A 25,577-nucleotide genomic window follows, 5' to 3' on the forward strand; every position below is an offset into this window, starting at 1 on the left:
GGGCCGCCATGACCCCCTACGCCGAACTCCAGGTCTCCACCAGCTTCACCTTCCTGGAGGGCGCGTCCCACCCGGACGAGCTGGCGCTGACCGCCGCCGGCCTCGGTCACGCCGCCGTGGCGGTGACCGACCGCAACTCGCTGGCCGGGGTGGTGCAGGCGCACGCCGCCGCCCGCAAGCACGGGCTGCGCCTGATCGTCGGCTGCCGGCTGGACCTGACCGACGCGGACAGCCTGCTCGCCTACCCCACCGACCGGGCGGCCTACGCGCGGCTGTCGCGGCTGCTGACGCTGGGCAAGCGGCGGGCGCCCAAGGGCGCCTGCTTCATCGGCCGCGCCGACCTGCTGGAGCATGCGGAGGGGATGCTGTTCCTGCTGGTGCCGCCGGACCGGCGCGACCCCGCCTTCGTCCACGCGCTGCGCGGCTGGCGCAACGATCTGGGGGACCGCCTGCACCTCGCCGCCAGCCACCGCTACCGCGGCGACGACCAGCGGCGGCTGTCCTGGCTGGGCGGATTGGCGGAGGCGGAGCGGGTGCCGCTGGTGGCGACCAACGACGTGCTCTATCACACGCCCGCCCGCCGCCCGCTGGCCGACGTGATGACCTGCATCCGCAGCGGCACGACCATCGACGCGGCGGGCTGGCGCCTGTCCGCCAACGCCGAGCGGCACCTGAAGGCCGGGGTGGAGATGGCCCGCCTGTTCCACCGCCACCCCGACGCGGTCGCCCGCACGGTGGAGATCGCCGCCGCCTGCCGCTTCTCGCTGGAGGAACTGCGCTACGAATACCCGGACGAGGTGGCCGAGGACGGGCGCAGCCCGCAGGAGACGCTGACCGATCTGACCTGGGCCGGCGCCGCCCGCCGCTACCCGGACGGCGTCCCGGAGACGGTGGCGCAGACTCTTCACCGCGAATTGGCGCTGATCGGGCAACTCGATTACGCACCCTATTTCCTGACGGTGCACGACATCGTGCGCTACGCCCGCTCGCAGGACATCCTCTGCCAGGGGCGTGGCTCGGCGGCCAATTCGGCGGTCTGCTACTGCCTGGGCATCACCTCGGTCGATCCCGCCACCACCACGTTGCTGTTCGAACGCTTCATCTCCTCGGCCCGCAACGAGCCGCCGGACATCGACGTGGATTTCGAGCATGAGCGGCGCGAGGAGGTCATCCAGTACATCTATCGGAAATACGGGCGCGAGCGGGCCGGGCTGACCGCCACCGTCATCCGCTACCGCGCCCGCGGCGCCATCCGCGAGGTCGGCAAGGCCATGGGCCTGTCCGCCGATCTGGTGGCGCGGCTGTCCTCCTCCGTCTGGGGCTGGAGCCGCCACGGCGTGGACGAGGAGCGCGCCCGGCAATACGGCTTCGACCCCGACGACCCGCGGCTGCGCCAGACGCTGGAGCTGGCGCAGGAGCTGATCGGCTTCCCCCGCCACCTGTCGCAGCATGTCGGCGGCTTCGTCATCACCCGCGGCCCCCTGAGCGACCTGTGCCCCATCGCCAACGCCGCCATGGAAGGCCGCACGACCATCGAGTGGGACAAGGATGACATCGACGCGCTGGGCATCCTGAAGGTGGACGTGCTGGCGCTGGGCATGCTGACCTGCCTGCACCGCGGCTTCGATCTGCTGAAGCGGCATTACGAGCGTCCCCTGACGCTGGCAACGGTGCCGCAGGGGGACCCGGCGACCTACGACATGCTGTGCCGGGCCGACAGCTTGGGCGTCTTCCAGGTGGAGAGCCGGGCGCAGATGTCCATGCTGCCCCGCCTGCGGCCCAAGAGGTTCTACGATCTGGTGATCCAGGTCGCCATCGTGCGTCCCGGCCCGATCCAGGGCGACATGGTCCACCCCTACCTGCGCCGCCGCAACAAAGAGGAATTGGTCACCTACCCATCTCCCGACCTGGAAGCGGTGCTGAAGAGGACGCTGGGCGTGCCGCTGTTCCAGGAACAGGCGATGCAGATCGCCATCGTCGGCGCCGGCTTCAGCGCAGAGGACGCCGACCGGCTGCGCCGCGCCATGGCGACCTTCCGCAAAACCGGAGAGGTCCAGCTCTTCCGCGACCGGTTCATCGAGGGCATGGTCGGGAAAGGCTACGACCGCGCCTTCGCCGAGCGCTGCTTCCAGCAGATCGAGGGGTTCGGCGAGTACGGCTTCCCCGAGAGCCACGCGGCAAGCTTCGCCCTGCTGGCCTATGTGTCGGCCTGGATGAAGTGCCATCACCCGGACGTCTTCGCCGCGGCGCTGCTGAACAGCCAGCCCATGGGCTTCTACGCCCCCGCCCAGATCGTCCGCGACGCCCGCGAGCATGGGGTGACCGTGCTGCCCCCGGACGTGAACGCCTCCGACTGGGACTGCACGCTGGAACCCCTGTCACCCTCTCCCGCCCCGGGAGAGGGAGGGACCCGCCAAAGGCGGGAGGGTGAGGGTAACGCCGAGAATCAGCGCGCCAATCCTTGGATGCACCCTCACCCGGCCGCTGCGCGGCCACCCTCTCCCGGGGCGGGAGAGGGGATAAGGCATGCCCTGCGCCTCGGCCTGCGGCTCGTCCGGGGGATGGACGCGGACGACGCGCAACAACTCGTGCTGTGCCGTGGAGCGGGCTACCGCGATCCCTACGACCTGTGGCGCCGCGCGCGCATGCCGGTCGCCGGGCTGGAGCGGCTGGCCAAGGCCGACGCCTTCCGCTCCGTCGGGCTGGACCGGCGGGCCGCGCTGTGGGCGGTGAAGGCGTTGGGGGCGCAGCCGCTGCCGCTGTTCGCCGGCCTCGCCGACTCCGCCCGGGACGAGCCACAGGCCCTCCTGCCGGCCATGGCGCTGGGCGAGCATGTGGTGATGGACTACGGCAGCCTGTGCCTGTCGCTGAAGGCGCACCCCATGGCGCTGCTGCGGGACGGCTTCGCCGGAGTGGCCCCGACCGAACGGCTGGGCACGGTGCGGGCCGGAACGCGGCTGACCGTGGCGGGACTGGCGTTGGTCCGGCAGCGGCCGGGCAGTGCCGAGGGCGTGGTCTTCATCACGCTGGAGGACGAGACCGGCATCGCCAACCTCGTCATCATGCCCGACGTGTTCGAGACGTTCCGCAAGACGATCATCGGCGCCCGCCTGATCGCCGCCACCGGCCGGGTGGAGCGCAGCGGCAAGCCCAACGACGAGGGCGGCGAGGTCATCCACCTGCGCGTCGAGCGGCTGAGCGACCTGACGCACCGGCTGCGCGACCTGACCGACCCCGACGCGCTGCCCAACCGGTCCACCGCCGCGGTCTTCCCGGAGGGGCGGAATTTCCGCTGAGGAGCGGTTGGAAAGGAGCGGTCAGTCGATCAGATCCGCGACCTCGCGCACCCGGCCGTTGTCGATCATGAACTGGACCAGATCGGGACGCTCCAAGCCATAGCTGCGGTGGCGGGCGCGGACGGCGGCGACCAGCTCGCCCTTGCGCTCCAGGATCTCGTCGGCGAATTCGATCATGCGCAGGTTGGGCCACGCCTTGTGGCGGATGTTGACCACGGCGGCCATCGCCTCGGCGGCGGGACGGTCGGGGCTGGCCTGGGCCAGGATCATGGTCAGGGCGGCGGTCGAGCGTGAAATGCCGGCGTGGCAATGGACGAGCAGCCCACCCACCCCGGTCGGCTCGGTCATCAGGTCGCGCCCGAAGGCCAGGATGCGCTCGACGTCGGCGCGCTGCGGCAGGGACTGGCCCATGTAGGGGTCGATGATGTCGTGGAAGCGCAGTTCCAGCCGCGTGTGCTCGCCGTAGGACCCGAAAGCAGTCGGCTCCGGGTGGCCGGGGTCGAGGATCGACAGGACGTGGGTCACGCCGGCCTCGCAGAAGCCGTTCAGCTCCTCGATGCCGCAGACGGTCAGTCCGAAGGGAACGAAATCGCGGGCCATGGTCCTCGTCTCTTGCCGTGCGCGCGGAGGGCGGCGCGGTTCGCATGTGGCGCCGCCGGTCCGTGCCGTCAAGCCGATCGAAGGCCCGATCAGAGGACGTTGAACAGGTACAGCAGAAGAATGATCGGAATGGGAATACCGACAAGCCACAGCAAAACGCCCTTCATGGATCGCTCCCTTGGTTGAGGCCCGCTTGCGTTGAGACCCAAGCGGCCGATGCAATCCCCAACAGCGAAACGGCGTGTTGGTTGCCGCGGCCGCCCTGGTCGAGGGGGCTTACCCGGAAAGGGCGATCCCGGAAGAAATGCGGATTATTCCGCCTCGTCTCCTTCCGCGGCCGGCTCCGCCGCGTCCGCGCGGGGCGGCAGAACGGGGCGCGGGCGCGGCGCTCGCAGCTTCTTCAGCAGCAGCGCGAAAGGCTTCAGCGCGCGGTCGAGGACCGCCGGCTCGGCCTCCAGCCGCGACAGCAGGAAGGCGGCGGCCTCCAGGGTCGACACGCTGTCGCGCCGCGGCTCCTTGCGGGCCTGCCCGTAGAGGGAGCGGAACTGCGGGTTCAGCACGATGCGCCGGCACTTCAGGAGCCACGGGTTGCGCCACCACAGCGTCTTGGCCTGGCTCCAGGTGCCGTCCAGGACGATGACGCCCTCCAGGTCGCCCAGCACCAGTTCGCTGTCCTTCTGCGGGACGCCGCCCTTGTCCACCACGGACACCTCCGGCAGCGGGGCCGCGCCCTGCTTGACCGGGCCGAGATAGAGCACGCCCCAGCGCTTGTAATCGACCTCGCGTCCCAGGATGCGCTTCAGGTTCGACCAGCTCAGCCCCACCTTCAACGCGGAGTTCTTGAACTGGAGATGGGCGATCTGCGCGGTGCCCAGCGTCTCGCGCTTTTCCTGCGGGTGCTGGAGGATGAGCAGGAAGACGGCGTTGTCGATCGGCTCCACTGCCTCGCAGACGCACAAATGCATAGGTTTTAGGCAGGTGGGGCAGGGTTCGGCGTGCATGGTCGGTCTCGGAAGAAGGAACATCGGCGGGAAAAGCGGGAGGCGGGGACTATGGGCCTCTCATCCGAAAAAAGGAACGGGGCCTGAAAAAAGAAACGGGCGCATTAAAGTTTGCATAACGCGTGATCTGCATCACTTAGAGGCCTGGACCTTGCATGATAGCGTCCAGACACACAGGACGGGTTGGGCCGAGGGCGGCCGACAGGACCGCTCCCCAGGCTCTCCCGACGCTCAGAAGGAGGCTTGCCATGCTGCCCGCTCATTTGGCCGCCCGCTTGCTGGAGCAACGCCGGGCCGAGGAATCGGCGGAATTCGCCCGGCAACTGCCGCTCTACGCGGACGACGCGCCCTTTCCGCCCGACGCCGACCGGGATGGCGAAACCGGGCGTCCCCTGCCCGACTGGGCCACCAACTACTGACCGGAAGCCGACAGACGGCCGTCGCGCAAGCGACACGGGCAACTGTCGCGTAAGCGACATCGCCGCCCGTCCTTCCGTCCGCATCACGCCACCTCGGCCCAGGACGGTCCGCTTCCGCTCGCCGGGGCCGGACGCCGAACCGGGGTGGACGTTGATGCCGGCGCGGGAACGGCCCGCTCCGGTGCTTGCGCCGGGACCAGGGCGCCGTCGCGCCAGTCCAGAAGCCACGCCCCCGGGCGACCGCCCCGGCAGCGCTCCAACTCGGCGCGCCAGCGCGGATCGCCGACGCCCGGCTCCGCCGTCCAACTGGCGGCCGGCGCGATCCGCCAGCGGGTGACCGCCGCACTCGCCGCCGAGCGGCGGGCGGTGCCCTGCAACAGGAATCCCGTCACACCCGACGACTCGGCGGCCAGTTGCAGCCGGCGGCTCGCCGTCAGGTCCACCCCCCCGACCTCCCCCAGCACGGCGGACAGCCGCCTGCAGCGCAGCGCCTCCTCCATCGCCCACAGCGCGTCGGCGTCACGGGTGACGCGCACGGCGATCAGCCGGTCCGGCGTCAGCCCATAGGCGGCCAGCCCGGCGGCGTGCAGGTCACGCCCGCGCACGACCCACAGCGCGGGCGCCGCCACGCTGGCGAGGCGGGCCAGCAGATGCGCGGCGAAGGCCGTGCCGGCCCCCGGCTCCTCCCCGGCCACCTCGTGCAGGCAGCCGAGCGGCAGCCCCCCCGCCGGAAAGGCCCCGTCGAGGTCCGGCAGGCCGAAGGGCAGCACCCGCGCCCCCTCCCCGCCCAGCCCTTCCAGGCCCCGGATGCGGGCGCGCAGGTCGGCCAGCACCGCCGCCCGGTTTGGCGGAGGCTCTTCGGACATCCGGGAATGTGGCATTTGGGAATGGGCCATTTGGGAATCGGGCATGACTCGCTTCCGCTGGACAGGTATTTGTTCCTGATATGTTCTATCATGCCCCGCCTGTCCAGGGGAGTCCGGAAATGCGAAAGGGGGCGCCCTTTCGGACGCCCCCCCGCGAGACCGGTTGAGGAGTGGAGAGTGGTCAGCCGGCCTGTTGGATCGCCGACAGGACCCAGCGCCCGCCGCGCGGACGGGTGAAGGTCCAGATTTCCGTGGCTTCGACCGGACGGTTCGGATCGCCCTCGACCACGCGGTTGCTCGCGCGGTCCACCGTCACGTCGGTCAGCGAGAAGCGCATCGCCACGGTGGCGTATTCCACGTTGCCCTCGCGCCACGCCTCGGCCAGGTCGCCCTGGAGCAGGCGGACGTCAGACAGGCGGTTGACCACGCCGCGGTTGTGGTTCGCCGCCAGTTCCTCGGTGAAGTAGGAGGCCATCTCCGGCGTCACGGCGGCGCGCAGGGCCGTCAGGTCCTCGTTGCCGTAGGCGGTCTGGACCGCGACCAGAGTCTGCTCGAACGCCTGATAGTCGGCCGGACCGATGCCCAGGTCGTCACGGCGCACGCCCGGACGGCCGGACGAAGCCGGACCCGCCGCGGCGCTGCCGCGAGCGCCGCCACCCAGCGGGTTCGAGCGCGCGTCCACCGCCTCGCGGTTCATCGCACCAGGGTTCATGGCGCCCGGATTCGGGCCGGCATAGGCGGCGTTGGAAGCGCCCATGCCCGCCGGCCGCGCCGCGCCCGCCGAACGGTTGCGGAAGAAGCGCATGGCCAGCCGGACCAGGAAGACGACCAGCAGGATCTGGAGGATGAAGCCCAGGATGCCCGCGAAGCTGCCCAGCCCGTCGAGGAAGCCGCCGCCGAACAGCATGCCGGCGATGCCGGCGCCGATCAGGCCGCCCATCAGGGCCGGCATGAAGCCGCCGCGCGAGAAGAAGCCGCCGCGCTGCGCCGCCGCCGGGGACGCCATGCCCGGCTGCTGCATGCCCGGCTGCTGGGCGCCCGGCGTCTGGGCGGGGGCGGCCGAGCGCTCCATCGGGGCGGCGCGCGGCGCGGTGTTGGTCTGGGCCGGCGCCTCGTAAGTGCGCGAGCCGCGGCTGCCCGCGGAACTGCTCTTACCGGCGCGGGCGTCGGCGGTTCCGGCTGTCAGCGCCACGGCCAGCGCCAGAGCGACGGCGCCGAAGGCGCGGGCCGGAGTGCGGGAAACGGTGCGGGGGGATCGCGTGTTCTGGGTCATGGCCGTGTTCGGTAAAGCCCTCGGTTCGGGGGACGCTCACTCATGTAGCGTCCTCCTATATGGTATGGCAGCCCTGCTGTTTTAGAGGGGCCACAACCAAACCGGCCAAAAAATGCGCAGACTGCCTGCGACGTTCCCATCGTCACCGCTCAGGCGGAGGCGCGCTCCCACACCCTGTCCACCGGATGGAAGGCTCCCGAACCGACCGGCACCACCGGCGTCAGCGGTGCGGCAGCCGACCGTTCCGACGCCTGCAGAGACGCCCAGACGCGGCGGCGGACCTCGATCTGACGGCGGCAATCGCGCGAGCAATAGAGCGGCGCCGGGCCGCGCGGCGAGCTGCGGCGGAACGGCTGTCCGCAGCAGGCGCAATAGAGTGTGGTCATGACGATCCTCCCTGCTTTCTTCCGATGACTGGTGCCCCGCCCATCACCCTGTGGAGCGGGTGCCCGTTCGGTTCTTTTCGGTCTTAAGTCTCGACCTGCGCGCACCATTGTTGTGCTTAAGGGCGTTCCAGACCAGAGAGGCCTTCGACATATGGCCGTCGAAAAGTCCGGAAACGCCGCAGAATCTCCTGGAGTATCAAATCACTGGCTCCAGGCACGCGGGACCCGCGCGTCCATTCGCCGCATCCGGTCCGCCACCCCCTCTCCTTTCGGACGATGACCCTGCGTCCGCCCGATCATCCGTATGACGACGGCCCCGCCCGGGCCGTGAGCGCGTCCGTGGTGCCGGACACCCGATGGAGATAGGCCGGGAACCGCGGGGACAGCCGCGGGTTGCTCAACCCGACACGCCCGACCGGCACCGCCCACGGCTTTCCCCGCCGGCGGCTCCCCACGGCGGCTCTTCTGCTCCGGTGAAGCCCCATGAGCGACATCCGCACGCGTCCCGCGCCCGCCACCACCCTCTCGGGCGTCGCCACGGCGCCGCCGGTCATCTCCATCGATCTCGAACGGCTGGAACGGCTGCGCCGGCTGACCCGGCTGATGGACACGCGCTGGCGCGTTCCCGGCACGCGCATTCCCTTCGGACTGGACGGCATCGCCGCCCTGGTCCCGGTCGCCGGCAGCACGGCGACCACCGTGGTGGCCGCCTACATCATCATGGAGGCCACCCGCTTCGACCTTCCGAAGAGCCTGATCGCCCGGATGATCGCCAACATGGCCGTGGACTGGGCCGGCGGCTCGGTCCCGGTGGTCGGCGCCCTCTTCGACATCGGCTTCAAGGCCAACCGCCGCAACCTGAACCTGCTGCTGGAGCATCTGGAGAACCGGCTGGCGGCCGCCTGACGGGTGGGTCTGACCGGCGGGCGTTCGAACGCTTGACTTGTGTCAAAGCGGCGGACGGCGGTCTGCACGATCCTCCCCGCCATGAACGCGATCTCCCCCGTGGCCTGCGCCACCGCCGCCCCGACCGCCCCGCTGAACGCCGCCCTGCTCGCCAAGTACGACGGGCTGCGGGTGCCCCGCTACACCAGCTACCCGACGGCGCCGCACTTCACCGCCGCCGTGGGGGCGGAGCGCTACGCGGGCTGGCTGGCGGAGTTGGACACGGCGGCGCACACGGGGTCGCTGTACCTGCACGTGCCCTTCTGCGCGAAGATGTGCTGGTACTGCGGTTGCCACACCAAGATCGTCGCCCGCTACGCCCCCATCGCCGAGTATCTCGGCCATCTCCGGCGCGAGATCGGCATGGTCGCCGACCGCATTTCCGGACGGCTGCGGGTGCGGCACATCCATTTCGGCGGCGGCACGCCGACCATGATGGCGCCGGACGACTTCGAATCGCTGATCGCCCTGCTGCGCGAGCGTTATGACGTGACGCCGGACGCGGAGATCGCGGTGGAGATCGACCCGCGCACCCTGACCCGCGACATGGCCGAGGCGCTGGGCCGCGCCGGGGTCAACCGCGCCTCGCTCGGCGTGCAGGACTTCGACGCCGGGGTGCAGGCCGCCATCAACCGCATCCAGCCGCGGGAGCAGACCGAGCAGGCGCTGGAGTGGCTGCGCGCCAACGGCATCCGCCACATCAACCTCGACCTGATGTACGGCCTGCCCGGCCAGTCGGTGGAAAGCGTCGCGCGGTCCGCCGAGATCGCCCTGACCATGGCGCCGGACCGGCTGTCGGTCTTCGGCTACGCCCATGTGCCGTGGATGAAGACGCACCAGAAGAAGATCGACGAATCGGCGCTCGCCGGAACGCTGGGCCGCTGGGAGCAGTTCGCGTCCATCGCCGCGGTGCTGACCGACGCCGGCTTCCAGCCCATCGGCCTCGACCACTTCGCCCGGCCCGACGACGAGCTGGCCGTGCAGCAGGCCGAGGGGCGGCTCAGCCGCAACTTCCAGGGCTACACGACCGACGACGCGGAGGTGCTGCTGGGCTTCGGCGCCTCGTCCATCGGGGCGCTGCCGCAGGGCTATGTGCAGAACGCCGTTCCCTTCGACCAGTACGCCCAAGCTGTCGAGGCCGGAGCCTTCCCGACCGGCAAGGGGCTGACGCTAACCGCCGACGACCGGCTGCGCCGCGACCTGATCGTGCGGCTGATGTGCGACCTGTCGGTGGATGTCGGCGCGGTGGCCGAGGCCCATGGGCTGGCCGCCGGCACCTTCGACGCCGACCTGGAGGCCATGGCCGATCTGGTGGCCGACGGGGTCGCCGTGGTGGAGGGCCGCCGCGTCCATGTGCCGGAGCCTGCCCGCCCGCTGATGCGCATCGTCGCCGCGCGCTTCGACACCTACCTGTCCACCGGCGCCGGGAAGCACAGCCGGGCGGTCTGACGACGGAGTCCTTCGGAACGGCCGGCAGAAAGGCGCTTTTGGCCTGCCTCTGGCCTTCCGTGCGCAAATCGGCGAAACTGGCGCCTGTTGAACGCCTTTGCGGACATGGCAAAGGGACAGGCTCCAGGGACGGGCACCGATGATCACGCTCTACACCTTCGCGTCGCCGAACGGGCAAAAGGCTTCGATCCTGCTGGAAGAGCTGGGTCTCACCTACAAGGTCCACAAGGTCGACCTCGTGGCCGGCGAAGGCCGTCAGCCCGACTATCTGGCGGTCAGCCCGATCGGCAAGATCCCGGCCGTCGTCGAGGAACTTCCCGGCGGCAAGAGGCGCCGCCTGTTCGGGTCGGGGGCCATCCTGCTGCACTACGCGGAGCGCACCGGCCGCCTGCTGCCCGAGGACGAGGACGAGCGGGCGGAGGCGATGAGCTGGCTGATGCTGGGCGTCAGCGACCTCGGCCCCTCGGGCCTGAGCAAGTTCCGCTTCGCCGTCATGGCGCCGGAAAAGATCCCCTACGCCATCGACTATTTCAAAGGCGAGCTGCAGCGCATCCACGCCGCGATGGAGGAGCGTCTGGGCGGGTCGGAGCATCTGGCCGGCGGCGCCTACTCCATCGCCGACATCGCCTGTTTCCCCTTCGTCGCCGTGGCCGCCAAGGCGGAGGGCAACGTGCTGGACCGCTACCCCAACCTGAAGCGCTGGCACGACGCCGTCGCCGAGCGCCCGGCGGTCAAGCGCGGCATGGCGGTGCCGGAGTGAGCCGCCGCATGACCCGCCCAGCCGTCGCGCTTCTCGCCCTCACCGTGGCGCTTCCCCTTCTCGGCGCCTGCCAGACCGCCCCGGACGGCACGGAGCCGCAGGCCCTGCTTCCCACCGACGCCGATCCCGGCACCTATTGGCAGGGCGATCGCAGCCAGGCTTACGAGCGCGCCTATGTGGTCGCCCGCAACCCGCAGGAATGGAACGACCTCTGGGCCCGCGTCGGCGAGGCCGCGCCGGGCCCTCTGCCCGGCGACCGCATGGCCGCGGCGGTCTTCCTCGGCCCGCGCGACACCGGCGGCTACGGCGTGTCCATCGTCAGCGCGCGGGCGGCGGGCGGCGACGTGGTCGTCGGCTACCGCGAGCGGGTTCCGGGCCCGGCCCAGGCGGTGGCGCAGATGCAGACGTCGCCTTATGCAGTGCGGCTGATCCCGATGGCGGCCGGGGCGGCGAAGTTTCAGCGGGAGAAGTGAGGGGCACTTGCCCCCACCCTTCCCACGGCTTCGCCGCGGGCCCCTTCCCTCCCCCGCTGACGCAGGAGAGGGAGCTTGATCCCCTCCACCGCAAAGCGGGGGAGGGTCAGGGAGGGGGCAAGACCTCGCTCCCCTACTTCTTCCCCACCACCCGCGGGTCCAGCGCGTCCTGCAGCCCGTCGCCCAGCAGGTTGACGGCGATCACCGTCAGGAAGATCAACAGCCCTGGCCACACCGCCAGCAGCGGCGCCGTCCCCACCAGCTCCTGCGCGTTGGTCAGCATGTTGCCCCAGGAGGGCAGCGGCGGCTGGATGCCAAGACCCAGGAAGCTCAGCACCGACTCCAGCAGGATCACGTTGCCGACCGTCAGCGTCGTCGCCACCACGGCGGGAGCGGCGACGTTCGGCAGGATGTGGGCCAGCATGATGCGGCGGCTGCCCGCCCCCATCGCCACCGCCGCCCGCACATAGTCGCGCCGCCGCGCCGACAGGGTGGCCCCGCGCACCAGCCGCGCCACCGTGGTCCAGCCGAACAGCGCCACCAGAACGACGATGCGCAGCAGGCTGGCGTCCTCCGATCCCGCCACCTCGGGCGGGATGCCCAGCCGCGTCAGGTCGATGGCGCCCAGAACGATCAGCAGCGGCAGCAGCGGCAGCGCGATCAGCCCGTCCGTCACGCGCATCAGCAGGTCATCGAGCCGCCCGCCGAAATAGCCGGCCAGCAGCCCGATCCCCGTGCCGATGACGGCGGAGGCCAGCGCCGCCGCCACGCCGACGAACAGCGACACCCGCCCGCCGTAGAGCAGCCGCACCAGCACGTCGCGCCCCAGTTCGTCGGTGCCCAGCGGGTGCAGGGCGGAGGGCGGACCGAAGCGGTCGAGCAGGCTGATGCCCGTCGCTTCCACCCCCAGCCAGTGCTCCACCCAGGGCGCCGCCGCGGCGGCGACGGCCAGCACCAGCAGCAGCAGGGCGCTGACCACCGCCAGCCGGTGGCGGGCGAAGCGCCGCAGGAAGCGCCCGGCCCTCACGCCCCGTCCCCCTTGAAGGAAATGCGCGGGTCCAGCCCGGCGTAGGCGGCGTCGGCCAGCAGGTTGCCGGCCAGCGTCGTCAGCGTGGCGAACAGCAGCGCCACCAGCGCCACGTTCAGGTCGTTGCCCATGATGCTGTCGTAGATCAGCTTGCCCATGCCCGGCCAGGCGAACATCGTCTCGGTCACCAGCGCGCCGGAGAAGAGGGCGCCGAACTCCAGCGCCACGATGGTCACGATGGGGATGGTCGCGTTGCGCAGCGCGTGGCGCCAGACCACCCGCCCCTCCCCCAGCCCCTTGGCGCGGGCGGTGCGGACGTAATCCTGGCGAAGCTCCCCCATCATCGCGGCGCGGACGTAGCGCGTGTAGCCGCCGATGCTCGCCAGCGTCAGCGAGGCCACCGGCAGCACGAGGTAGGGCAGCCGCTCCCACCAGCCCTCGCCGCCGACCGGGCCGAGGCCGGAAGCGGGCAGCCATTGCAACTCCACCGCGAAGAGCAGGATCAGCAGCAGCGCCAGCCAGAAGGCCGGGACCGAGATGCCGGCGAAGCAGAACAGGTTGATGGCGTTGTCGGCCCAGCCGTAGGGCCGCCGCGCCGCGTAGACGCCGAGCGGTAGCGCCACCGCGAGCGTCAGCGCCATCGCCGCGCCGAGCAGCAGCAGCGTGTTGCCCAGCCGCGGCAGCAGGATCGTCAGCACCGGTTGCGCGTAGAGCCGGGAGAAGCCGAAATCCCCCATCAGCGCCGCCTGGAGCCAATGCCAGTAACGGTCCAGCAACGGCTTGTCGAGGCCGTAGAGCGCCTTCAGCCGCGCCGCGTCGGCGGGCGTGGCGCGCGGGTTGCCGGCCAGCATCATGTCCACCGGATCGCCCGGCATCAGCGTCATCAGGACGGTGATGACGAAGCTCATCAGCAGCAGGACGACCAGCGCCTGGAGCAGGCGGGAGGCGAGGAAGCGGGTCATGGGCTGGTCATGGTCCCATTTGCCCCCTCCCCAGCCCTCCCCCGCTTCGCGGGAGAGGGGGCCAACTTTCCCTCTCCCGCGAAGCTCTCGCGCAAACCTATGGTTTGCGCTGACGCGGCAGGCGGACCTTTGGTCCGCCGAGAGCGGGGGAGGGAGGGACCCACGCGCAAGCGTGGGAGGGTGGGGGCAACCAACCGCGACAGCCCCTTCACTCCTTCGCCTTCCACGTCTCGATCCACAGCGTGCTGGAATCCAGATGTCCGGTCGGCACCACGCCCTCCAGCCAGGGCGGCAGGATGAACGGATCGGCGCGGAAGAACAGCGGCAGGTTCGGCAGGTCCTGGGCGTAGAGCGTCTGCAGCTTCGCCCAGAGCGCGCGGTTGGCGTCGGGCTCGCAGACATGCTCCAGGTCCTCCAGGACCTTGTCCATCTCCGGGTTCCGGTAGCCGGTGTAGTTCTGGCCCGCCCAGTTGTTGGCCTCCGTGGGGATCATGCTGGAATGCAGGATGGTGCGCGGGATGTTCTCCGGCGCGCTGATCCAGGCGAACAGCGCCATCGACTTGAAGCGGCGCTTCTCCAGCGTGTCGCCGAACAGGACGCGGGCCGGCTCGTTGACGATGCGAACCTCCACCCCGGCCTGCCGCCACTGCGCCTGGAGCACCTGCTGCAGCACCTCGCGGGAGCGGTTGCCGGCGGTCGTCATGATCTCCAGCGACAGCCGTTCCCCCTTGGCGTTGTGACGCACCCCGGCGCGCCGCTCGCTCCAGCCCGCCTCGTCCAGCAGCTTGCCGGCCAGCGCCGGGTCGAAGGCGTAGGTCGGGTAGCCCGGCGCGTGCACGCGGTCGAGCGGGCTGATCTCGTTGTGGGCGACCGGCTGGCGTCCGTCGTAGAGCTGCTTGGAGATCGCCTCGCGGTCGATGGCGTGGAGCAGCGCCCGGCGCACCCGCACATCGGCCAGCGCCGGGTTGTCGAGGTTCAGCTCGACATGCTCGAAGAACAGGCCCGGCTTGTAGAAGACGTTGTAACGGCTGCCGTGCCGCTTCTCGAAGGCGAGCACCTGGTCGAGCGGCAGGCCGGTCTCCCCCGGCACCATGTCGACCTGCCCGGCCAGCAGGTTGGCCTCCAGCGCGGCGGTGTTCTCGATGGACTTCACGATCACCCGCTTGAAGGCCGGCTTCGCGCCCCACCAGGTCGGGTTGGGCTCCAGCACCACATGGCTGCCCGGCTCGACCTGGGCGATGCGGTAGGGGCCGAACCACAGGCCGGGGTTCGTCGTGTCGGTCTCGTACTTGGAGCGGTTGCGGTAGGTCGCCGGGTCGGCCTCGAACACCGCGCGCTCCAGATGGGCGGGCAGGATCTCGAAGTCGTTGATCTCGGCGTAGCTGCACACCGCCTTGTCGCGGTGGATGGTGAAGGTGCGCTCGTCCTTCGCGTCGATCGCCACGATGTCGCGGGCGAACAGGTCGAAGTTGCTGTAGCCGCTCTGCGCGTGCTTGCCCACCGTCCAGGTGAACAGCACGTCCTCGGTCGTCACCGGCGTGCCGTCGCCCCAGGTCGCCTTGGGGTTGATGGTGTAGGTGACCTTGATGCCCTTCTTGCCGTCGGCCCGCGTCTCATACTCCGCGGTGCCCTTGTCCAGCGCCGGCAGCTCGGTGCAGAGCAGGCAGGTCAGCCGCCAGTCGGGGTCGTAGGCGGTAAAGGGCCGGCGCGCCATGGACAGGACGTAGCTCTTCGCCATCATCGCTTCCATGGAGGGGTGCCAGTTGGACGGGAACTGGGTCATGCCGATCACCAGCTCGTCCTTCGCCGCTTGCGCGGACGAGCCCATCGGGGCGGCGGCCAGAGCGGCGGCCAGGGTGAAAGCGGCCAATCCCGTTCGCGCCAATCCCGTTCGCATCGCGGCGTCATCTCCGTCCGGTGAAGTCCCGGCTACGAACTATGGGGACCCGCGGCCTTGCGGTCCAGAGTGGAAGCAGGCTTTGCGAAGCCCCAAGGGAAGCCCTTGACGGAACGGGGCCGCCGGTGTTTGTGGTCTTTCCCATACGCAACCGAATGGATGGGGAGCCCGACAGGCCATGGCCGGCACCGTGACCCTGAGCCGCGACGGCGTCGTCGCCACGCTGACCCTCAGCAACCCCGACAAGCTGAACGCCTTCGACAAGCCGATGTGGCAGGCGCTGATCCCGCTGCTGCGCCGGCTCGGCGCCGACGAAACGGTGCGCGCGGTGGTTCTGCGCGGCGCCGGCGGGCGGGCCTTCAGCCCCGGCGCCGACATCTCCGAATTCGAGACGGAGCGCAACAGCCCCGAGCAGGGCGCCGACTACGGCGTGCTGATGGACGAGGGGCTGGCCCTGCTGCGCGATCTGCCGCACCCGACGCTGGCGGCCATCCAGGGCGCCTGCTGCGGCATCGGGCTGGCCGTCGCGCTGGCCTGCGACCTGCGGGTCTGCACGGCGGGCAGCCGCTTCGGCGTGCCGGTCAGCCGGCTCGGCATCTCCATGGCGCTGCCGGAGCTGAAGCTGCTCCACGACATCGCGGGCGGCCCGGCGGCGCTGGAGATCCTGCTGGAGGGCCGCGTCTTCGGCGCGGAGGAGGCCAAGGACAAGCGGCTGGTCCACCGCCTCGTCGCCGACGAGGCCTTCGAGGAGGAAATCGCCGCGACCTGCGAACGCATCGCCGGGGGCGCCCCGCTGGCCGCCCGCCTACACAAGCAGTTCGTCCGCCGCCTGTCCGACCCCGCCCCGCTGTCGGAGGCGGAGATCGCCGAATGCTACCACTGCTTCGGCACGGAGGATTTCCGCGAGGGCTACCGGGCGTTCCTGGAGAAACGCAAGCCGGTCTTCAAAGGGCGCTGAGCGGCCGCGCATGCCAGGGTTCGCGCCATAGCGGTGGTTTCCGGACGGGGGAAGTCCAGATTGGGAAAACTGCCTCCCCCGTCCCACCGCCCCATCCCCGCCATGCCTCCCACCATGCCCCGCGCCACCCGCTACATTCCCTTCATCATCGCCTGCGCTCTGTTCATGGAAAATTTGGACGCGACGGTGATCGCCACCGCGCTGCCGGAGATCGCGCGGTCGATGGGCGAGGACCCGTTGCGCCTCAGCCTCGCCATGACCTCCTACATGCTGGCGCTGGCGGTGTTCCTGCCGGTCAGCGGCTGGATGGCCGACCGCTACGGCACGCGGACGGTCTTCGCGGCGGCCATCGGCGTGTTCACCGTCGGCTCGATCCTCTGCGGCCAGGCGGACGGGCTGTACGAGCTGGTGGGCGCGCGCATCGTCCAGGGGCTGGGCGGCGCGATGATGGTGCCGGTCGGGCGGCTGATCCTGCTGAAGACGGTGCCCAAGGAGAAGCTGGTCGCCGCCATGGCCCAGATGACCCTGCCGGCGCTGATCGGCCCGGCGCTGGGGCCGCTGGTCGGCGGTTTCATCGCCACCTACGCCTCCTGGCGCTGGATCTTCTACATCAACGTGCCGATCGGGCTGATCGGGATCGCGCTGGTGCTGGCCCTGATCCCCAACGTGCGCGAGACCGAGCGCGACCCCTTCGACGGCCGCGGCTTCATGCTGAGCGCGCTGGCCCTGGCCGCGCTGATGTTCGGGCTGGAGAATGTCGGGCGCGGGGTGCTGCCGCCCGTCGCGGTGGCCGGAGTGCTGGGGCTGGGGTTCGCCGCCGCGTGGCTCTACCTGCGCCACGCCCGCGGGATGGAGCGGCCGGTGCTCGACCCCTCGCTGCTGCGCCTGCCGACCTACTTCGCCTCGGTCATGGGCGGGACGCTGTTCCGCATCGGCATCGGCGCGGTGCCCTTCCTGATGCCGCTGATGCTGCAGGTCGGCTTCGGGCGCACGCCCTTCGAGTCCGGGGCGCTGACCTTCGCCGGGGCCGCCGGGGCGCTGACCATGAAGGCGCTGGCCGGCCCCATCCTGCGCCGGCTGGGCTTCCGCCGGGTGCTGACCGCCAACGCGCTGCTCAGCGGCCTGATCCTGGCGAGCTACGCCGCCTTCCGGCCCGAGACGGCGCACTGGGTCATCCTGGGCGCGCTGCTGATGGGCGGCTTTTTCCGATCGCTGCAATTCACCGGGTTGAACAGCCTGGCCTACGCCGAGGTGCCCAAGGAGTGCCTGAGCCGCGCCAACACGCTGGCCAGCGTGATGCAGCAGGTCTCGCTCAGCCTGGGCGTCGCGGTCGGGGCAACGGTGCTGCACCTGACGCAGAGCGTCACCGGCGGCCCCGGCGCGACGCTGACGCCGACCGACTTCGTGCCGGCCTTCCTGACGGTCGGCGGGATGGCCTGCGTCTCGGCCCTGTTCTTCCTGCGCCTGCCGCCCGACGCCGGCGCCGAGATCAGCGGCCACCGCGCCCGCGCGCGGGCCAAGGAGCCGCCGCGCGCGCTGGAAGCGGCCGACTGAACCGCAGCCGGATCAAAGGCGGCCGGATCAGCGGTCTTCCCAGTCCGGCTCGTCGGCCTTGAGAAGCTCCAGGAGCCGGGCGACCCGGCCCGAGGGGGGATGCCGCGTCGCCTCCCCCATGTAATCGTCGGCACCGGTCCAGCTGGTGGCCTCCATCAATTCGGCGGGCGTCGCGCCCGTGCCGATGATGCTGGCGATGCGCATGTCGTCCAGGCGCCCGCAGATGTCGATCACCTGATCGCGGGTGAGCGCCGGCTGATGCTGATCGGGCATTCGGAACCCCTCCTTCCCAAATCCGCGTCACCCCCGATTAGCGATCCGCCGCCCGCCCGGCGCAACCGCGCAAGGGGGGAAGCCCCACCGCAACAGGGGGCCGCAACAGGGGGCCGCAACAGCAAGTAAGGTGCCTTCCCAGGGGTCGCCGGCCCGAGTCTCCGGCTGCCACGCCGGTCCTCGATTGTCCTCCGAGCAAATCCAGCGCGGCGAAGTCGTCCTTCGGTTGCGGAGAAGGTAAAAATCCCACAATGCGGGATAAACAAATGTGCGCTCTTCGCAGCACATCGGAAAATTCTTACCAAGCTTGGCTCTTTTTCGTGCGGTGCGCCTTTGGTTGGGGGTGCGTTCGCCGCGCGTTCCCGGTATAAATGAGCATGGCGGCTATGCGCCGTCTTCAAGAATGAACGGGAGGCTCCCCGCCAGGGCGCGGGCAGCAAGACAGGCATGATGGACTGGGACAAGCTTCGGGTCTTCCACGCCGTGGCCGAGGCTGGAAGTTTCACGCACGCCGGCGAGACGCTGAACCTCAGCCAGTCGGCGGTCAGCCGCCAGATCAGCGCGCTGGAGGAGAGCCTCGGCGTGCCGCTGTTTCACCGGCACGCGCGCGGCCTGATCCTGACCGAGCAGGGCGAGCTTCTGCACCGCACCGCCCGCGACGTCTTCGCCAAGCTGTCGATGACCGAGGCGATGCTGACCGAAAGCCGGGAGCATCCGAAGGGGCCGCTGCGCGTCACCACCACGGTGGCCTTCGGCTCGACCTGGCTGACCCCGCGCGTCAACGAGTTCCTGTCGATCTACCCGGACATCCAGCTCACCCTGCTGATCGACGACAACGAGCTGGATCTGGCGATGCGCGAGGCGGACATCGCCATCCGCATGAACACGCCGCGCCAGCCCGACCTGATCCAGCGCCACCTGATGTCGGTGCATTTCCACCTCTACGCCCACCAGGACTATCTGAAGAAGCGCGGCGCGCCGAAGATCGGTGCCGACCTGGACGGGCACGACATCGTCGCCTACCCGCCGGACGTCCGCGCGCCCATCGCCAACGTCAACTGGATCAACGAGGTCGGCGATCCGGCCCCGGGGGCCCGCAAGCCGATCCTCCAGGTGAACAGCATCTACGCCATGTACCGCGCCGTGGAGAGCGGCCTGGGCATCGCCGCCCTGCCCGACTTCCTGGTCGACGGCAGCAAGGAGCTGACGCGCGTCCTGCCCGACGTGGACGGCCCAAAGGTCGACGCCTACTTCGTCTACGCCGAGGAACTGCGCCATTCCAAGCGCATCGCGGTGTTCCGCGACTTCCTGGTGAAGAAGGTGGCGGAGTCGGCCTTCTGACCCAGCCCAGTCGTTGTGCAGGCAAGGTGTTTGCCTGTTTTTGATGCAAAGGCGCCCGTGCAGCCATGCCGGGCGCCTTTCTTTTTGTACGGATTGTACCGAAACCCATCCCGCATCTTTGCAATACGGTTGCCGTTTTCCCCGCGGGGCCACCCACCCTTCAGCTCCATACGCCTCCGCACGCCAATTTCTCGTTCCTCTTCAATGCTTTACAAGCTATGCGGTTCGCGCATGGCCGAATTGGATATTTGGGGATGGAATCCTTTGGGCAGAATGGTCAAATCTTGGGCGTTGGATGTTGCGCCGCAGCATCCGGCGTTTCGTCCCGGAAGCCCGCTTCCGGGGTTGGGTCCTCGGACCCAGCGTCTCCCAGACGTGAAGCCTCCCTGTTCAACTCGCCGCTAGCCCAATGGGTTAGCGGCAGTTTTTTTATGTGGAACTGGTCACGGCCCATGGAGGAGCCGCCGGCGCGTCATCGGGCGTCGGGAAGCCGGGCGCCCTCGCGCGCGTAGATCTGACGCGGCGTGCAGATTTCATCGAGTTGCACCACCACGGCTCCGGGCTGGCTGTTCAAGCCGACCCACGCGTCGTAGCCGACGATGTCCCCGGGTATGTTGCGATACAGGCCATAGGCAAGATAGCGGACGTCGGACACCGGGATACGCACCCCGGCGAGGGACGAGGCGACGGCTCCATTGCAGCGGCTCGGGCTCAGCCGGTCCAGGGCGCTCACCGCGCCGGGCTCGGGAGCGGCCTGAGGCGGTGGACTCAGCCCGGCGCAAGCAGCCACGAGGACCGCCGACGCCATGGCCCCGCCCCGCAGGACGGTTCGCAGACACGCCGCCTTTTTCACTGTTCCGCCCGGCATCGGATCACCCTCCCACGCAGCGTTCCATCGTTGCCTCGGATCAACAGGCGGGAGGATGCCCTGTGCCGGGTCGTTGGCTGCCGACCGGCGACCAGCCGGCTTCAATCCACCACTTTGATGCCCTTGGGGCGGCTCGTCTCGGTCGGCAGATGGTCGGCGGACAGGACGCGCTGGTAGGTGCCGTTCGTCTGCACCATCACGCGCTGGCCGGGGGCGAAGACCGGCTCGTTGGCCGCCTGCTCCTGCACGATGGTGATGGTCCGGCCGGTGGCCAGCGTCACCACATACTCGATCCCCATGCGGTCCGAGATCGCCTGCTCCGCCACGGCGCCGGCCACGGCGCCCACCAGCGCGCCGCCCAGGATCGCCGCCACGTTGCCGGAGCCCTTGCCGACGTTGGACATCGCCAGCCCGCCCGCGGCGGCGCCGACCAGCCCGCCGGCCCCGGTGTTCTGACCCTGGATGTCCACCGGACGGCTCGCCATCACGGTGCCGAAATCGACCGAGGTCGCATGGCCGACGTCCCGGTAGCTGTAGCGGTTCTGGCTCTGGCTGGCGCAGGCGCCGAGCGACAGGACCGTCACCCCCAGCACCGCCGCGGTCAGGCCGCGTCTCGCGGTCCGTCGAACACTCGTTTCTTGCTTGGAAAAGGACATCGCACCCTCATGCACGCACGGCGCGGCGCTCGAAACCAAGCGCCACCACGGCGAGCATGGCCGGGCAACGGGATGATGTCCATGCGAGAATGCGCCGCTTCGGTGCCGATGACGGGAAGCCTTCTTGCGGATGGACCGGCATCCTCCGGACCGGCTTCAAGCGGATCGCGCCTTCACCAGCCCCGGCCGGCGGACCAGCCGCCGTAGAACTGCACGCTCGGTCCCGGATAGGGACGCGGCCCCCAATCGTTGCGCCATCCGCGGTGGTGGTGATGGCGGGGCGGCGGCCCCCAATAGGGCGGCGGAGCGACCACGATGGGCGGCGGCGGGCGGTAGCCGGGCACGACGATCACCCGGCTTCCCGGCGGCGGCACGATCACCGACGGCCCACCATAGGGAGGACCGCCATACCAGGACCCGCGGTCGCGCGGGCCGTGCGCGTCCGCCGTCGTCGGCAGGACGGCCAGCGCCAGCGCCCCGGCGATGCCCAGCACCGCCATGCGGGCCGCCGGACGGAACACCGCGGCGATGCCCGAAGGACGCACGCGGTGGAGGAATGTGGAAATCAGCGCGCTCATGCCGGCCTTCCTTCGCAGGTCCGCGGCGCCCGTCGATGCAAGCCCATCGACCAAAGTCTTTCGGCCGAAGCCCGGCGCCGCCACACTGGGATGAACAGGCGGCCCCGCCGGACTATTCCCGGACGACCGAATGGCCTCAATGGCTCATCAGGACCGGAACCGTCATGTGCTCCAGCATGTAGCGGGTCATGCCGCCCAGCACCTGTTCGCGCAGCCGCGACCGTCCATAGGCGCCCATGACCAGCAGATCGCAGGATTCGTCGGCGACCGTGTTCAGCAGCGTGTCGCCCGGATCGATCTGGTCGGTCACGATGTGGGTGGCCTCAACCCGGCAGCCATGGCGCGACAGGTGCTTGGCGATGTCCGCCCCCGGCTCGTCGCCGATGCCGACGGGACCGGCCTTGGGATTGACGGCCATCACCACCACGCGCTTGGCGGCGGTCAGGATGGGCATGGCGTCGGCCACCGCGCGGGCTGCCTCGCGGCTGCCGTTCCAGGCGACCAGAACGCGCTCCCCGATGTGCGGGAAGCTGCCGGCGTAGGGCACGACGAGCAGCGGGCGCCCGCATTCGAACACCAGATCCTGCGGCAGGGCGATCGGGCGGTCGCGGTCGCGGTGCGGATCGGCCTGCCCGACCACCAGCACGTCGGCGTAGCGCCCGTGCAGCGCCGCGCTGTCCGTCGGATGCCCATAGAGCGCCCGCCACTCCGAGCGGTCGGTCAGGCCGTTGCGGCGCACCGCGTCGTCGAAGAGGGCTTCCGCCTTGGCCGCTTGGCTTTCGGTGAAGCCCCGCTGCATGGCGCGCACCTCGTCCGGCAGTTCGGCCTCGACATAGCCCGGCAGTGTCAGCGGAACGATGGGGTAGAGGCCGGTGATGTGGCCGTCGGTGCGCGCGGCCAGTTGGGCGGCGGCATCGATTCGCGCCGCTGCGGCGGCGGTGTCGTCGACGACCACCAGCAAATCCTTGAGTGCCATGGCGATTCTCCCTCGCTGGCGCGGGTGGCGATCGTGGCGCACCACCTCTTCTCGCGCATTGGTCGAAATTATAGCCTGCGGTGGCCGGTTCTGACGACGGTCAGAATGGAGAACGCTGACATGCCGCATCTGCGCGCCCGTCCGGACCATCCTTGGGCCTACGATTCGGCGGGCCTACGATTGCCTGCGGCGACGCCGGCAACCTGTCGTGGTCCGCCGTGGATCGCCACACGACCCGCCGGCCCGGAACACCGCCGATGCCACAAATCCAATCAACTCCGCCCGAAACATCAACCGTGATTTGCACGAATACCCGAGTATGATGGTTGGCCCGGTCGTTCGCCCATTATAGTGGGGCGATGCTTTCCACCATCTTCGGCGGCTTTGGTTTTGACGGGCGGGCATTCTTTCGCGTAAGTGTTGATCGTGGTTTTCCCAACGGTGTCTCGACCATTCCCGCCCATGAAGCCGGACCCTCATCTCGCCTCGCTTGCCGCAGCCCTGTCCGGCACCGCTTCCGGGGCTCCGGCGCTCGACACCCTGCGGCAACTTCTCGACGTCATGCCGGCGATGGTCGGCCTGCTCGACACGCAGCGGCGGCACCTCTACGGCAACCAGGCGTATCTGGATTATATGGGCCGCAAGCTGGACGCCCTCATCGGGACCACGGTGGGCGACATCCTGGGCCCGGAGACGCTGCGCAACAACAGCGCCGCGGTTGAACGCGCGCTCGACGGCGAGACGGTGCAGGTGGAGGGCTGGCTTCCCCGGTCCAACGGCGGCAACGACTACGTGTTGCGGGTGTACGCGCCCTACCGCGACCCGGACAGCTCCATCGCCGGCTACTTCGTCATCATGCAGAACATGACGGAGCGGCGCCGCACCCAGGACGACCTTTTCCGGCTGGCCTACTACGACCCGGTGACCGGGCTGGCGAACCGGCTGCTGCTGGTCAAGCACATGGCCGATTTCCACGCGATGGGGGAACCCTTCACGGTGGTGATCGTCGATTTCGACCGCTTCGTCGACGTGCGCACCAGCCTGGGCCAGGGCTTCGCCAACGAGATCCTGACCGACGTCGCCACGCGGCTGAGCGTGCGGGCCGGGTCGGTCGACCTGATCGCCCGCATCAGCGACCACGCCTTCGCGCTGCTGATCGGCGGCACCCAGGACCCGCTCGCGGTGGAGGAGCGGCTGTCCACCATCGCGTCGCTGGTCCGCTCCGCCAAGACGGCGTCGGGCGCCTCGGTTTTCCTGTCGGCCAGCATCGGCGTCGCCGCCTCCTGCGACACCCACACCCGTCCGGAGGACGTGCTGCGCGACGCGGAGATCGCCACCGGCCGCGCCCGCGAGCAGGGTGGCGGACGCCACGCCTGGTTCGACCCGGCCATGCACGCCCGCGTCGTCGAACAGGTCCGGCTGGAGCACGACCTGCGCCGCGCGCTGGAGCGCGGCGAGGAGCTGTGGGTCGCCTACCAGCCGATCGTCGAGATGGTCACCGGCGGGCTGGCCGGCTTCGAGGCGCTGGTGCGCTGGAACCATCCGGAGCGCGGCAACATCCCCCCCGGCGTCTTCATTCCGATCGCCGAGAGCACCGGCCTGATCGTCACGCTGGGCGCCTGGGTGCTGCGCGAGGCGTGCCGGCAGATCGCCCAATGGCAGGACCAGCGCCTTCCCGGCTCCGCCAACCTGTTCATGAGCATCAACCTGTCCACCCGCCAGCTGAACGATCCCGACATGGTCGCGCTGGTGCGCGAGGTGCTGCGCGAGACCGGGGCCGAGCCGTCCTGGATCAAGCTGGAGATCACCGAAAGCGCGGTCATGGAAAAGGCCGAGCAGTCGATCCGCCTGCTGCAGACCCTGCGCGGGCTGGGCATCAAGATGTCCATCGACGATTTCGGCACCGGCTATTCGTCGCTGTCCTACCTGCACAAGCTGCCCATCGACAGCCTGAAGGTGGACCGCTCCTTCGTCATGGCCATGCACCAGTCGGAGGAGAACCGCGCCATCGTCCGCATCATCATGGATCTGGCGCGGCTTCTCGGCTTCGACGTCATCGCCGAGGGCATCGAGACGAGCGCCGACGCCAACCTGCTGCGCGCGCTGGCCTGCGACTATGGACAGGGCTACCATTTCGCCCGCCCGATGCCCGCCGCCGACGCCGACCGGCTGGTCGGGGCCGAGCATCTTCCCTGGCAGGTGCCGCGCTGAGCGGCTGATGCCGCTCCGCTTTCAAGACGGAGCGGCAACCCTTCTTCCAATCAATAATAGGGCGCGCCGAGCCCTTCGGCCTCGAACGCCGCCGTGACCGCAGGGCGCTCCAGCACGCGGGCGAGGTAAGGGCCGAGGTTGGGCAGGCTGCGCGCCGGCGTGCCCATGAAGCGGGTCCAGCGGGCCAGCATGAACAGGTAGGGGTCGACGGCGCTGTAGCGGTCGCCGAGGAACCACGCCGCGTCGCCCAGTTGACCGTCCAGCAGCCTGAAGCGCTCCAGCAGCCGCGCCTCCGCCATCTCCTTGACCGAGGCCTGCGCCTCCGCCCCTTCGGCGTGGCGCTCCGGGTAGAAATAGACCAACATGTCGGCCTGGACGGTGTTGGTCAGGAAGACCAGCCACTGGTAGAAACGCGCGCGCTCCGCCGTGCCAAGCGCCGGGGCCAGTCCGGCGGCCGGATGCGAATCGGCCAGATGCAGGCAGATCGCCGCCGCCTCGAACAGCACAAGATCGCCCTCCACCAGAGTCGGCACCCGCCCGTTGGGGTTCAGGCGCAGATAGTCCGGCGCCTTGTGGGCCGCGGTGGCGCGGTCCAGCATGACCAGGTCAAAGGGCAGCCCGATCTCGCGCAGCAGGATGTGCGGCGCCATCGATGCGCTGCTCGGCATTCCATACAAAGTGATCATGTGTCCCCTTCCCGTCCGAATCGCCGGACCTCGCGCAACGGGTCCGAGCGAAGACTTCTTCCACCGCCAAGACGCGGAGATCCGGTCACATTCTCTAACACCGTGCACCGGCGTGTCCGCGT

At 69.8% G+C, this 25,577-nt stretch carries 24 protein-coding genes; 10 read left to right on the plus strand and 14 right to left on the minus strand.

What is annotated here, in order from left to right:
• Positions 1-8: 8 nt before the first annotated feature.
• Positions 9-3,296 carry an error-prone DNA polymerase gene (locus ACWPN5_RS15485; protein WP_492296169.1) on the plus strand — a complete coding sequence of 1,096 codons (3,288 nt, stop codon included), beginning with the start codon at positions 9-11 and terminating at the stop codon, positions 3,294-3,296.
• A gap of 21 nt (positions 3,297-3,317) precedes the next feature.
• Here ACWPN5_RS15485 and ACWPN5_RS15490 read toward each other — a convergent pair whose 3' ends face one another.
• Both ACWPN5_RS15490 and ACWPN5_RS15495 read right to left on the minus strand, forming a co-directional pair.
• Entirely contained in the window at positions 3,318-3,896 is a 579-nt protein-coding gene (locus ACWPN5_RS15490; RefSeq protein ID WP_145681380.1) for a tyrosine phosphatase family protein, read from the minus strand.
• A gap of 311 nt (positions 3,897-4,207) precedes the next feature.
• Positions 4,208-4,921 (minus strand): tRNA-uridine aminocarboxypropyltransferase, encoded by a 714-nt coding sequence (locus ACWPN5_RS15495; RefSeq protein ID WP_492296171.1) that lies wholly within the window; start codon positions 4,919-4,921, stop codon positions 4,208-4,210.
• Positions 4,922-5,145: 224 nt separating this feature from the next.
• Here ACWPN5_RS15495 and ACWPN5_RS15500 point away from each other — a divergent pair, with 224 nt between their 5' ends.
• On the plus strand, positions 5,146-5,316 hold the full coding sequence (locus ACWPN5_RS15500; protein WP_186465980.1) for a hypothetical protein: 171 nt from the start codon (positions 5,146-5,148) through the stop codon (positions 5,314-5,316).
• A gap of 83 nt (positions 5,317-5,399) precedes the next feature.
• Here ACWPN5_RS15500 and ACWPN5_RS15505 read toward each other — a convergent pair whose 3' ends face one another.
• From ACWPN5_RS15505 to ACWPN5_RS15515, 3 genes are all read right to left on the minus strand, one after another.
• Positions 5,400-6,182, minus strand: a complete 783-nt coding sequence (locus ACWPN5_RS15505; RefSeq protein WP_492296173.1) for an ImuA family protein — start codon at positions 6,180-6,182, stop codon at positions 5,400-5,402.
• Positions 6,183-6,363: 181 nt separating this feature from the next.
• Positions 6,364-7,455 carry a Tim44 domain-containing protein gene (locus ACWPN5_RS15510; RefSeq protein WP_492296175.1) on the minus strand — a complete coding sequence of 364 codons (1,092 nt, stop codon included), beginning with the start codon at positions 7,453-7,455 and terminating at the stop codon, positions 6,364-6,366.
• A gap of 149 nt (positions 7,456-7,604) precedes the next feature.
• Entirely contained in the window at positions 7,605-7,841 is a 237-nt protein-coding gene (locus ACWPN5_RS15515; protein WP_145681377.1) for a hypothetical protein, read from the minus strand.
• Positions 7,842-8,324: 483 nt separating this feature from the next.
• Here ACWPN5_RS15515 and ACWPN5_RS15520 point away from each other — a divergent pair, with 483 nt between their 5' ends.
• The 4 genes from ACWPN5_RS15520 to ACWPN5_RS15535 all read left to right on the plus strand — a co-directional run bounded on the left by ACWPN5_RS15520 (position 8,325) and on the right by ACWPN5_RS15535 (position 11,468).
• Complete coding sequence (locus ACWPN5_RS15520; protein WP_145681376.1) at positions 8,325-8,747, plus strand: DUF4112 domain-containing protein; 423 nt, start codon at positions 8,325-8,327, stop codon at positions 8,745-8,747.
• 81 nt (positions 8,748-8,828) lie between these two features.
• Positions 8,829-10,235, plus strand: coding sequence for an oxygen-independent coproporphyrinogen III oxidase (gene hemN / locus ACWPN5_RS15525; protein ID WP_492296177.1), 1,407 nt, complete (start codon positions 8,829-8,831; stop codon positions 10,233-10,235).
• 139 nt (positions 10,236-10,374) lie between these two features.
• Positions 10,375-10,995, plus strand: coding sequence for a glutathione S-transferase family protein (locus ACWPN5_RS15530; RefSeq protein ID WP_492296178.1), 621 nt, complete (start codon positions 10,375-10,377; stop codon positions 10,993-10,995).
• Between the two features lie 8 nt (positions 10,996-11,003).
• On the plus strand, positions 11,004-11,468 hold the full coding sequence (locus tag ACWPN5_RS15535) for a protease complex subunit PrcB family protein (RefSeq protein ID WP_492296180.1): 465 nt from the start codon (positions 11,004-11,006) through the stop codon (positions 11,466-11,468).
• 133 nt (positions 11,469-11,601) lie between these two features.
• On the opposite strand, the gene ACWPN5_RS15540 is transcribed toward ACWPN5_RS15535, so the two are convergent.
• The 3 genes from ACWPN5_RS15540 to ACWPN5_RS15550 all read right to left on the minus strand — a co-directional run bounded on the left by ACWPN5_RS15540 (position 11,602) and on the right by ACWPN5_RS15550 (position 15,327).
• Positions 11,602-12,495 (minus strand): ABC transporter permease, encoded by an 894-nt coding sequence (locus tag ACWPN5_RS15540; protein WP_492296182.1) that lies wholly within the window; start codon positions 12,493-12,495, stop codon positions 11,602-11,604.
• Positions 12,492-13,457, minus strand: coding sequence for an ABC transporter permease (locus ACWPN5_RS15545; RefSeq protein WP_114861773.1), 966 nt, complete (start codon positions 13,455-13,457; stop codon positions 12,492-12,494). The genes ACWPN5_RS15540 and ACWPN5_RS15545 overlap by 4 nt, the downstream gene beginning before the upstream one ends.
• A 208-nt stretch (positions 13,458-13,665) precedes the next feature.
• Entirely contained in the window at positions 13,666-15,327 is a 1,662-nt protein-coding gene (locus ACWPN5_RS15550; RefSeq protein ID WP_492296183.1) for a peptide ABC transporter substrate-binding protein, read from the minus strand.
• 205 nt (positions 15,328-15,532) lie between these two features.
• Here ACWPN5_RS15550 and ACWPN5_RS15555 point away from each other — a divergent pair, with 205 nt between their 5' ends.
• Positions 15,533-16,312 (plus strand): enoyl-CoA hydratase-related protein, encoded by a 780-nt coding sequence (locus tag ACWPN5_RS15555; RefSeq protein WP_145681371.1) that lies wholly within the window; start codon positions 15,533-15,535, stop codon positions 16,310-16,312.
• A 114-nt stretch (positions 16,313-16,426) separates the two neighbouring features.
• Complete coding sequence (locus ACWPN5_RS15560; protein ID WP_492296185.1) at positions 16,427-17,866, plus strand: DHA2 family efflux MFS transporter permease subunit; 1,440 nt, start codon at positions 16,427-16,429, stop codon at positions 17,864-17,866.
• 27 nt (positions 17,867-17,893) lie between these two features.
• Here ACWPN5_RS15560 and ACWPN5_RS15565 read toward each other — a convergent pair whose 3' ends face one another.
• The gene (locus ACWPN5_RS15565; RefSeq protein WP_014239362.1) at positions 17,894-18,139 is read right to left on the minus strand and encodes a hypothetical protein; all 246 of its coding nucleotides are present in this window, start codon (positions 18,137-18,139) and stop codon (positions 17,894-17,896) included.
• Positions 18,140-18,589: 450 nt separating this feature from the next.
• On the opposite strand from ACWPN5_RS15565, the gene ACWPN5_RS15570 reads away from it, so the two are divergent.
• Positions 18,590-19,480: a LysR family transcriptional regulator gene (locus ACWPN5_RS15570; RefSeq protein WP_145681368.1), complete on the plus strand. Its 891-nt coding sequence runs from the start codon at positions 18,590-18,592 to the stop codon at positions 19,478-19,480.
• Between the two features lie 472 nt (positions 19,481-19,952).
• Here ACWPN5_RS15570 and ACWPN5_RS15575 read toward each other — a convergent pair whose 3' ends face one another.
• The 4 genes from ACWPN5_RS15575 to ACWPN5_RS15590 form a co-directional block, all read right to left on the minus strand.
• Positions 19,953-20,213: a hypothetical protein gene (locus ACWPN5_RS15575; protein WP_492296187.1), complete on the minus strand. Its 261-nt coding sequence runs from the start codon at positions 20,211-20,213 to the stop codon at positions 19,953-19,955.
• A 236-nt stretch (positions 20,214-20,449) separates the two neighbouring features.
• On the minus strand, positions 20,450-20,932 hold the full coding sequence (locus ACWPN5_RS15580; protein WP_492296188.1) for an outer membrane lipoprotein: 483 nt from the start codon (positions 20,930-20,932) through the stop codon (positions 20,450-20,452).
• 245 nt (positions 20,933-21,177) lie between these two features.
• Entirely contained in the window at positions 21,178-21,582 is a 405-nt protein-coding gene (locus tag ACWPN5_RS15585) for a hypothetical protein (protein WP_492296190.1), read from the minus strand.
• 136 nt (positions 21,583-21,718) lie between these two features.
• Positions 21,719-22,558, minus strand: coding sequence for a universal stress protein (locus tag ACWPN5_RS15590; protein ID WP_145681365.1), 840 nt, complete (start codon positions 22,556-22,558; stop codon positions 21,719-21,721).
• 462 nt (positions 22,559-23,020) lie between these two features.
• Between ACWPN5_RS15590 and ACWPN5_RS15595 the strand changes: the two genes are divergently transcribed.
• Positions 23,021-24,769, plus strand: a complete 1,749-nt coding sequence (locus ACWPN5_RS15595) for a putative bifunctional diguanylate cyclase/phosphodiesterase (protein WP_145681364.1) — start codon at positions 23,021-23,023, stop codon at positions 24,767-24,769.
• A 50-nt stretch (positions 24,770-24,819) separates the two neighbouring features.
• On the opposite strand, the gene ACWPN5_RS15600 is transcribed toward ACWPN5_RS15595, so the two are convergent.
• A complete protein-coding gene (locus ACWPN5_RS15600; RefSeq protein ID WP_492296193.1) occupies positions 24,820-25,455 on the minus strand; it encodes a glutathione S-transferase family protein in 636 nt (211 codons plus the stop codon).
• Positions 25,456-25,577: the final 122 nt, after the last annotated feature.

It is taken from the genome of Azospirillum sp. UENF 211521 (genome assembly GCF_058780535.1).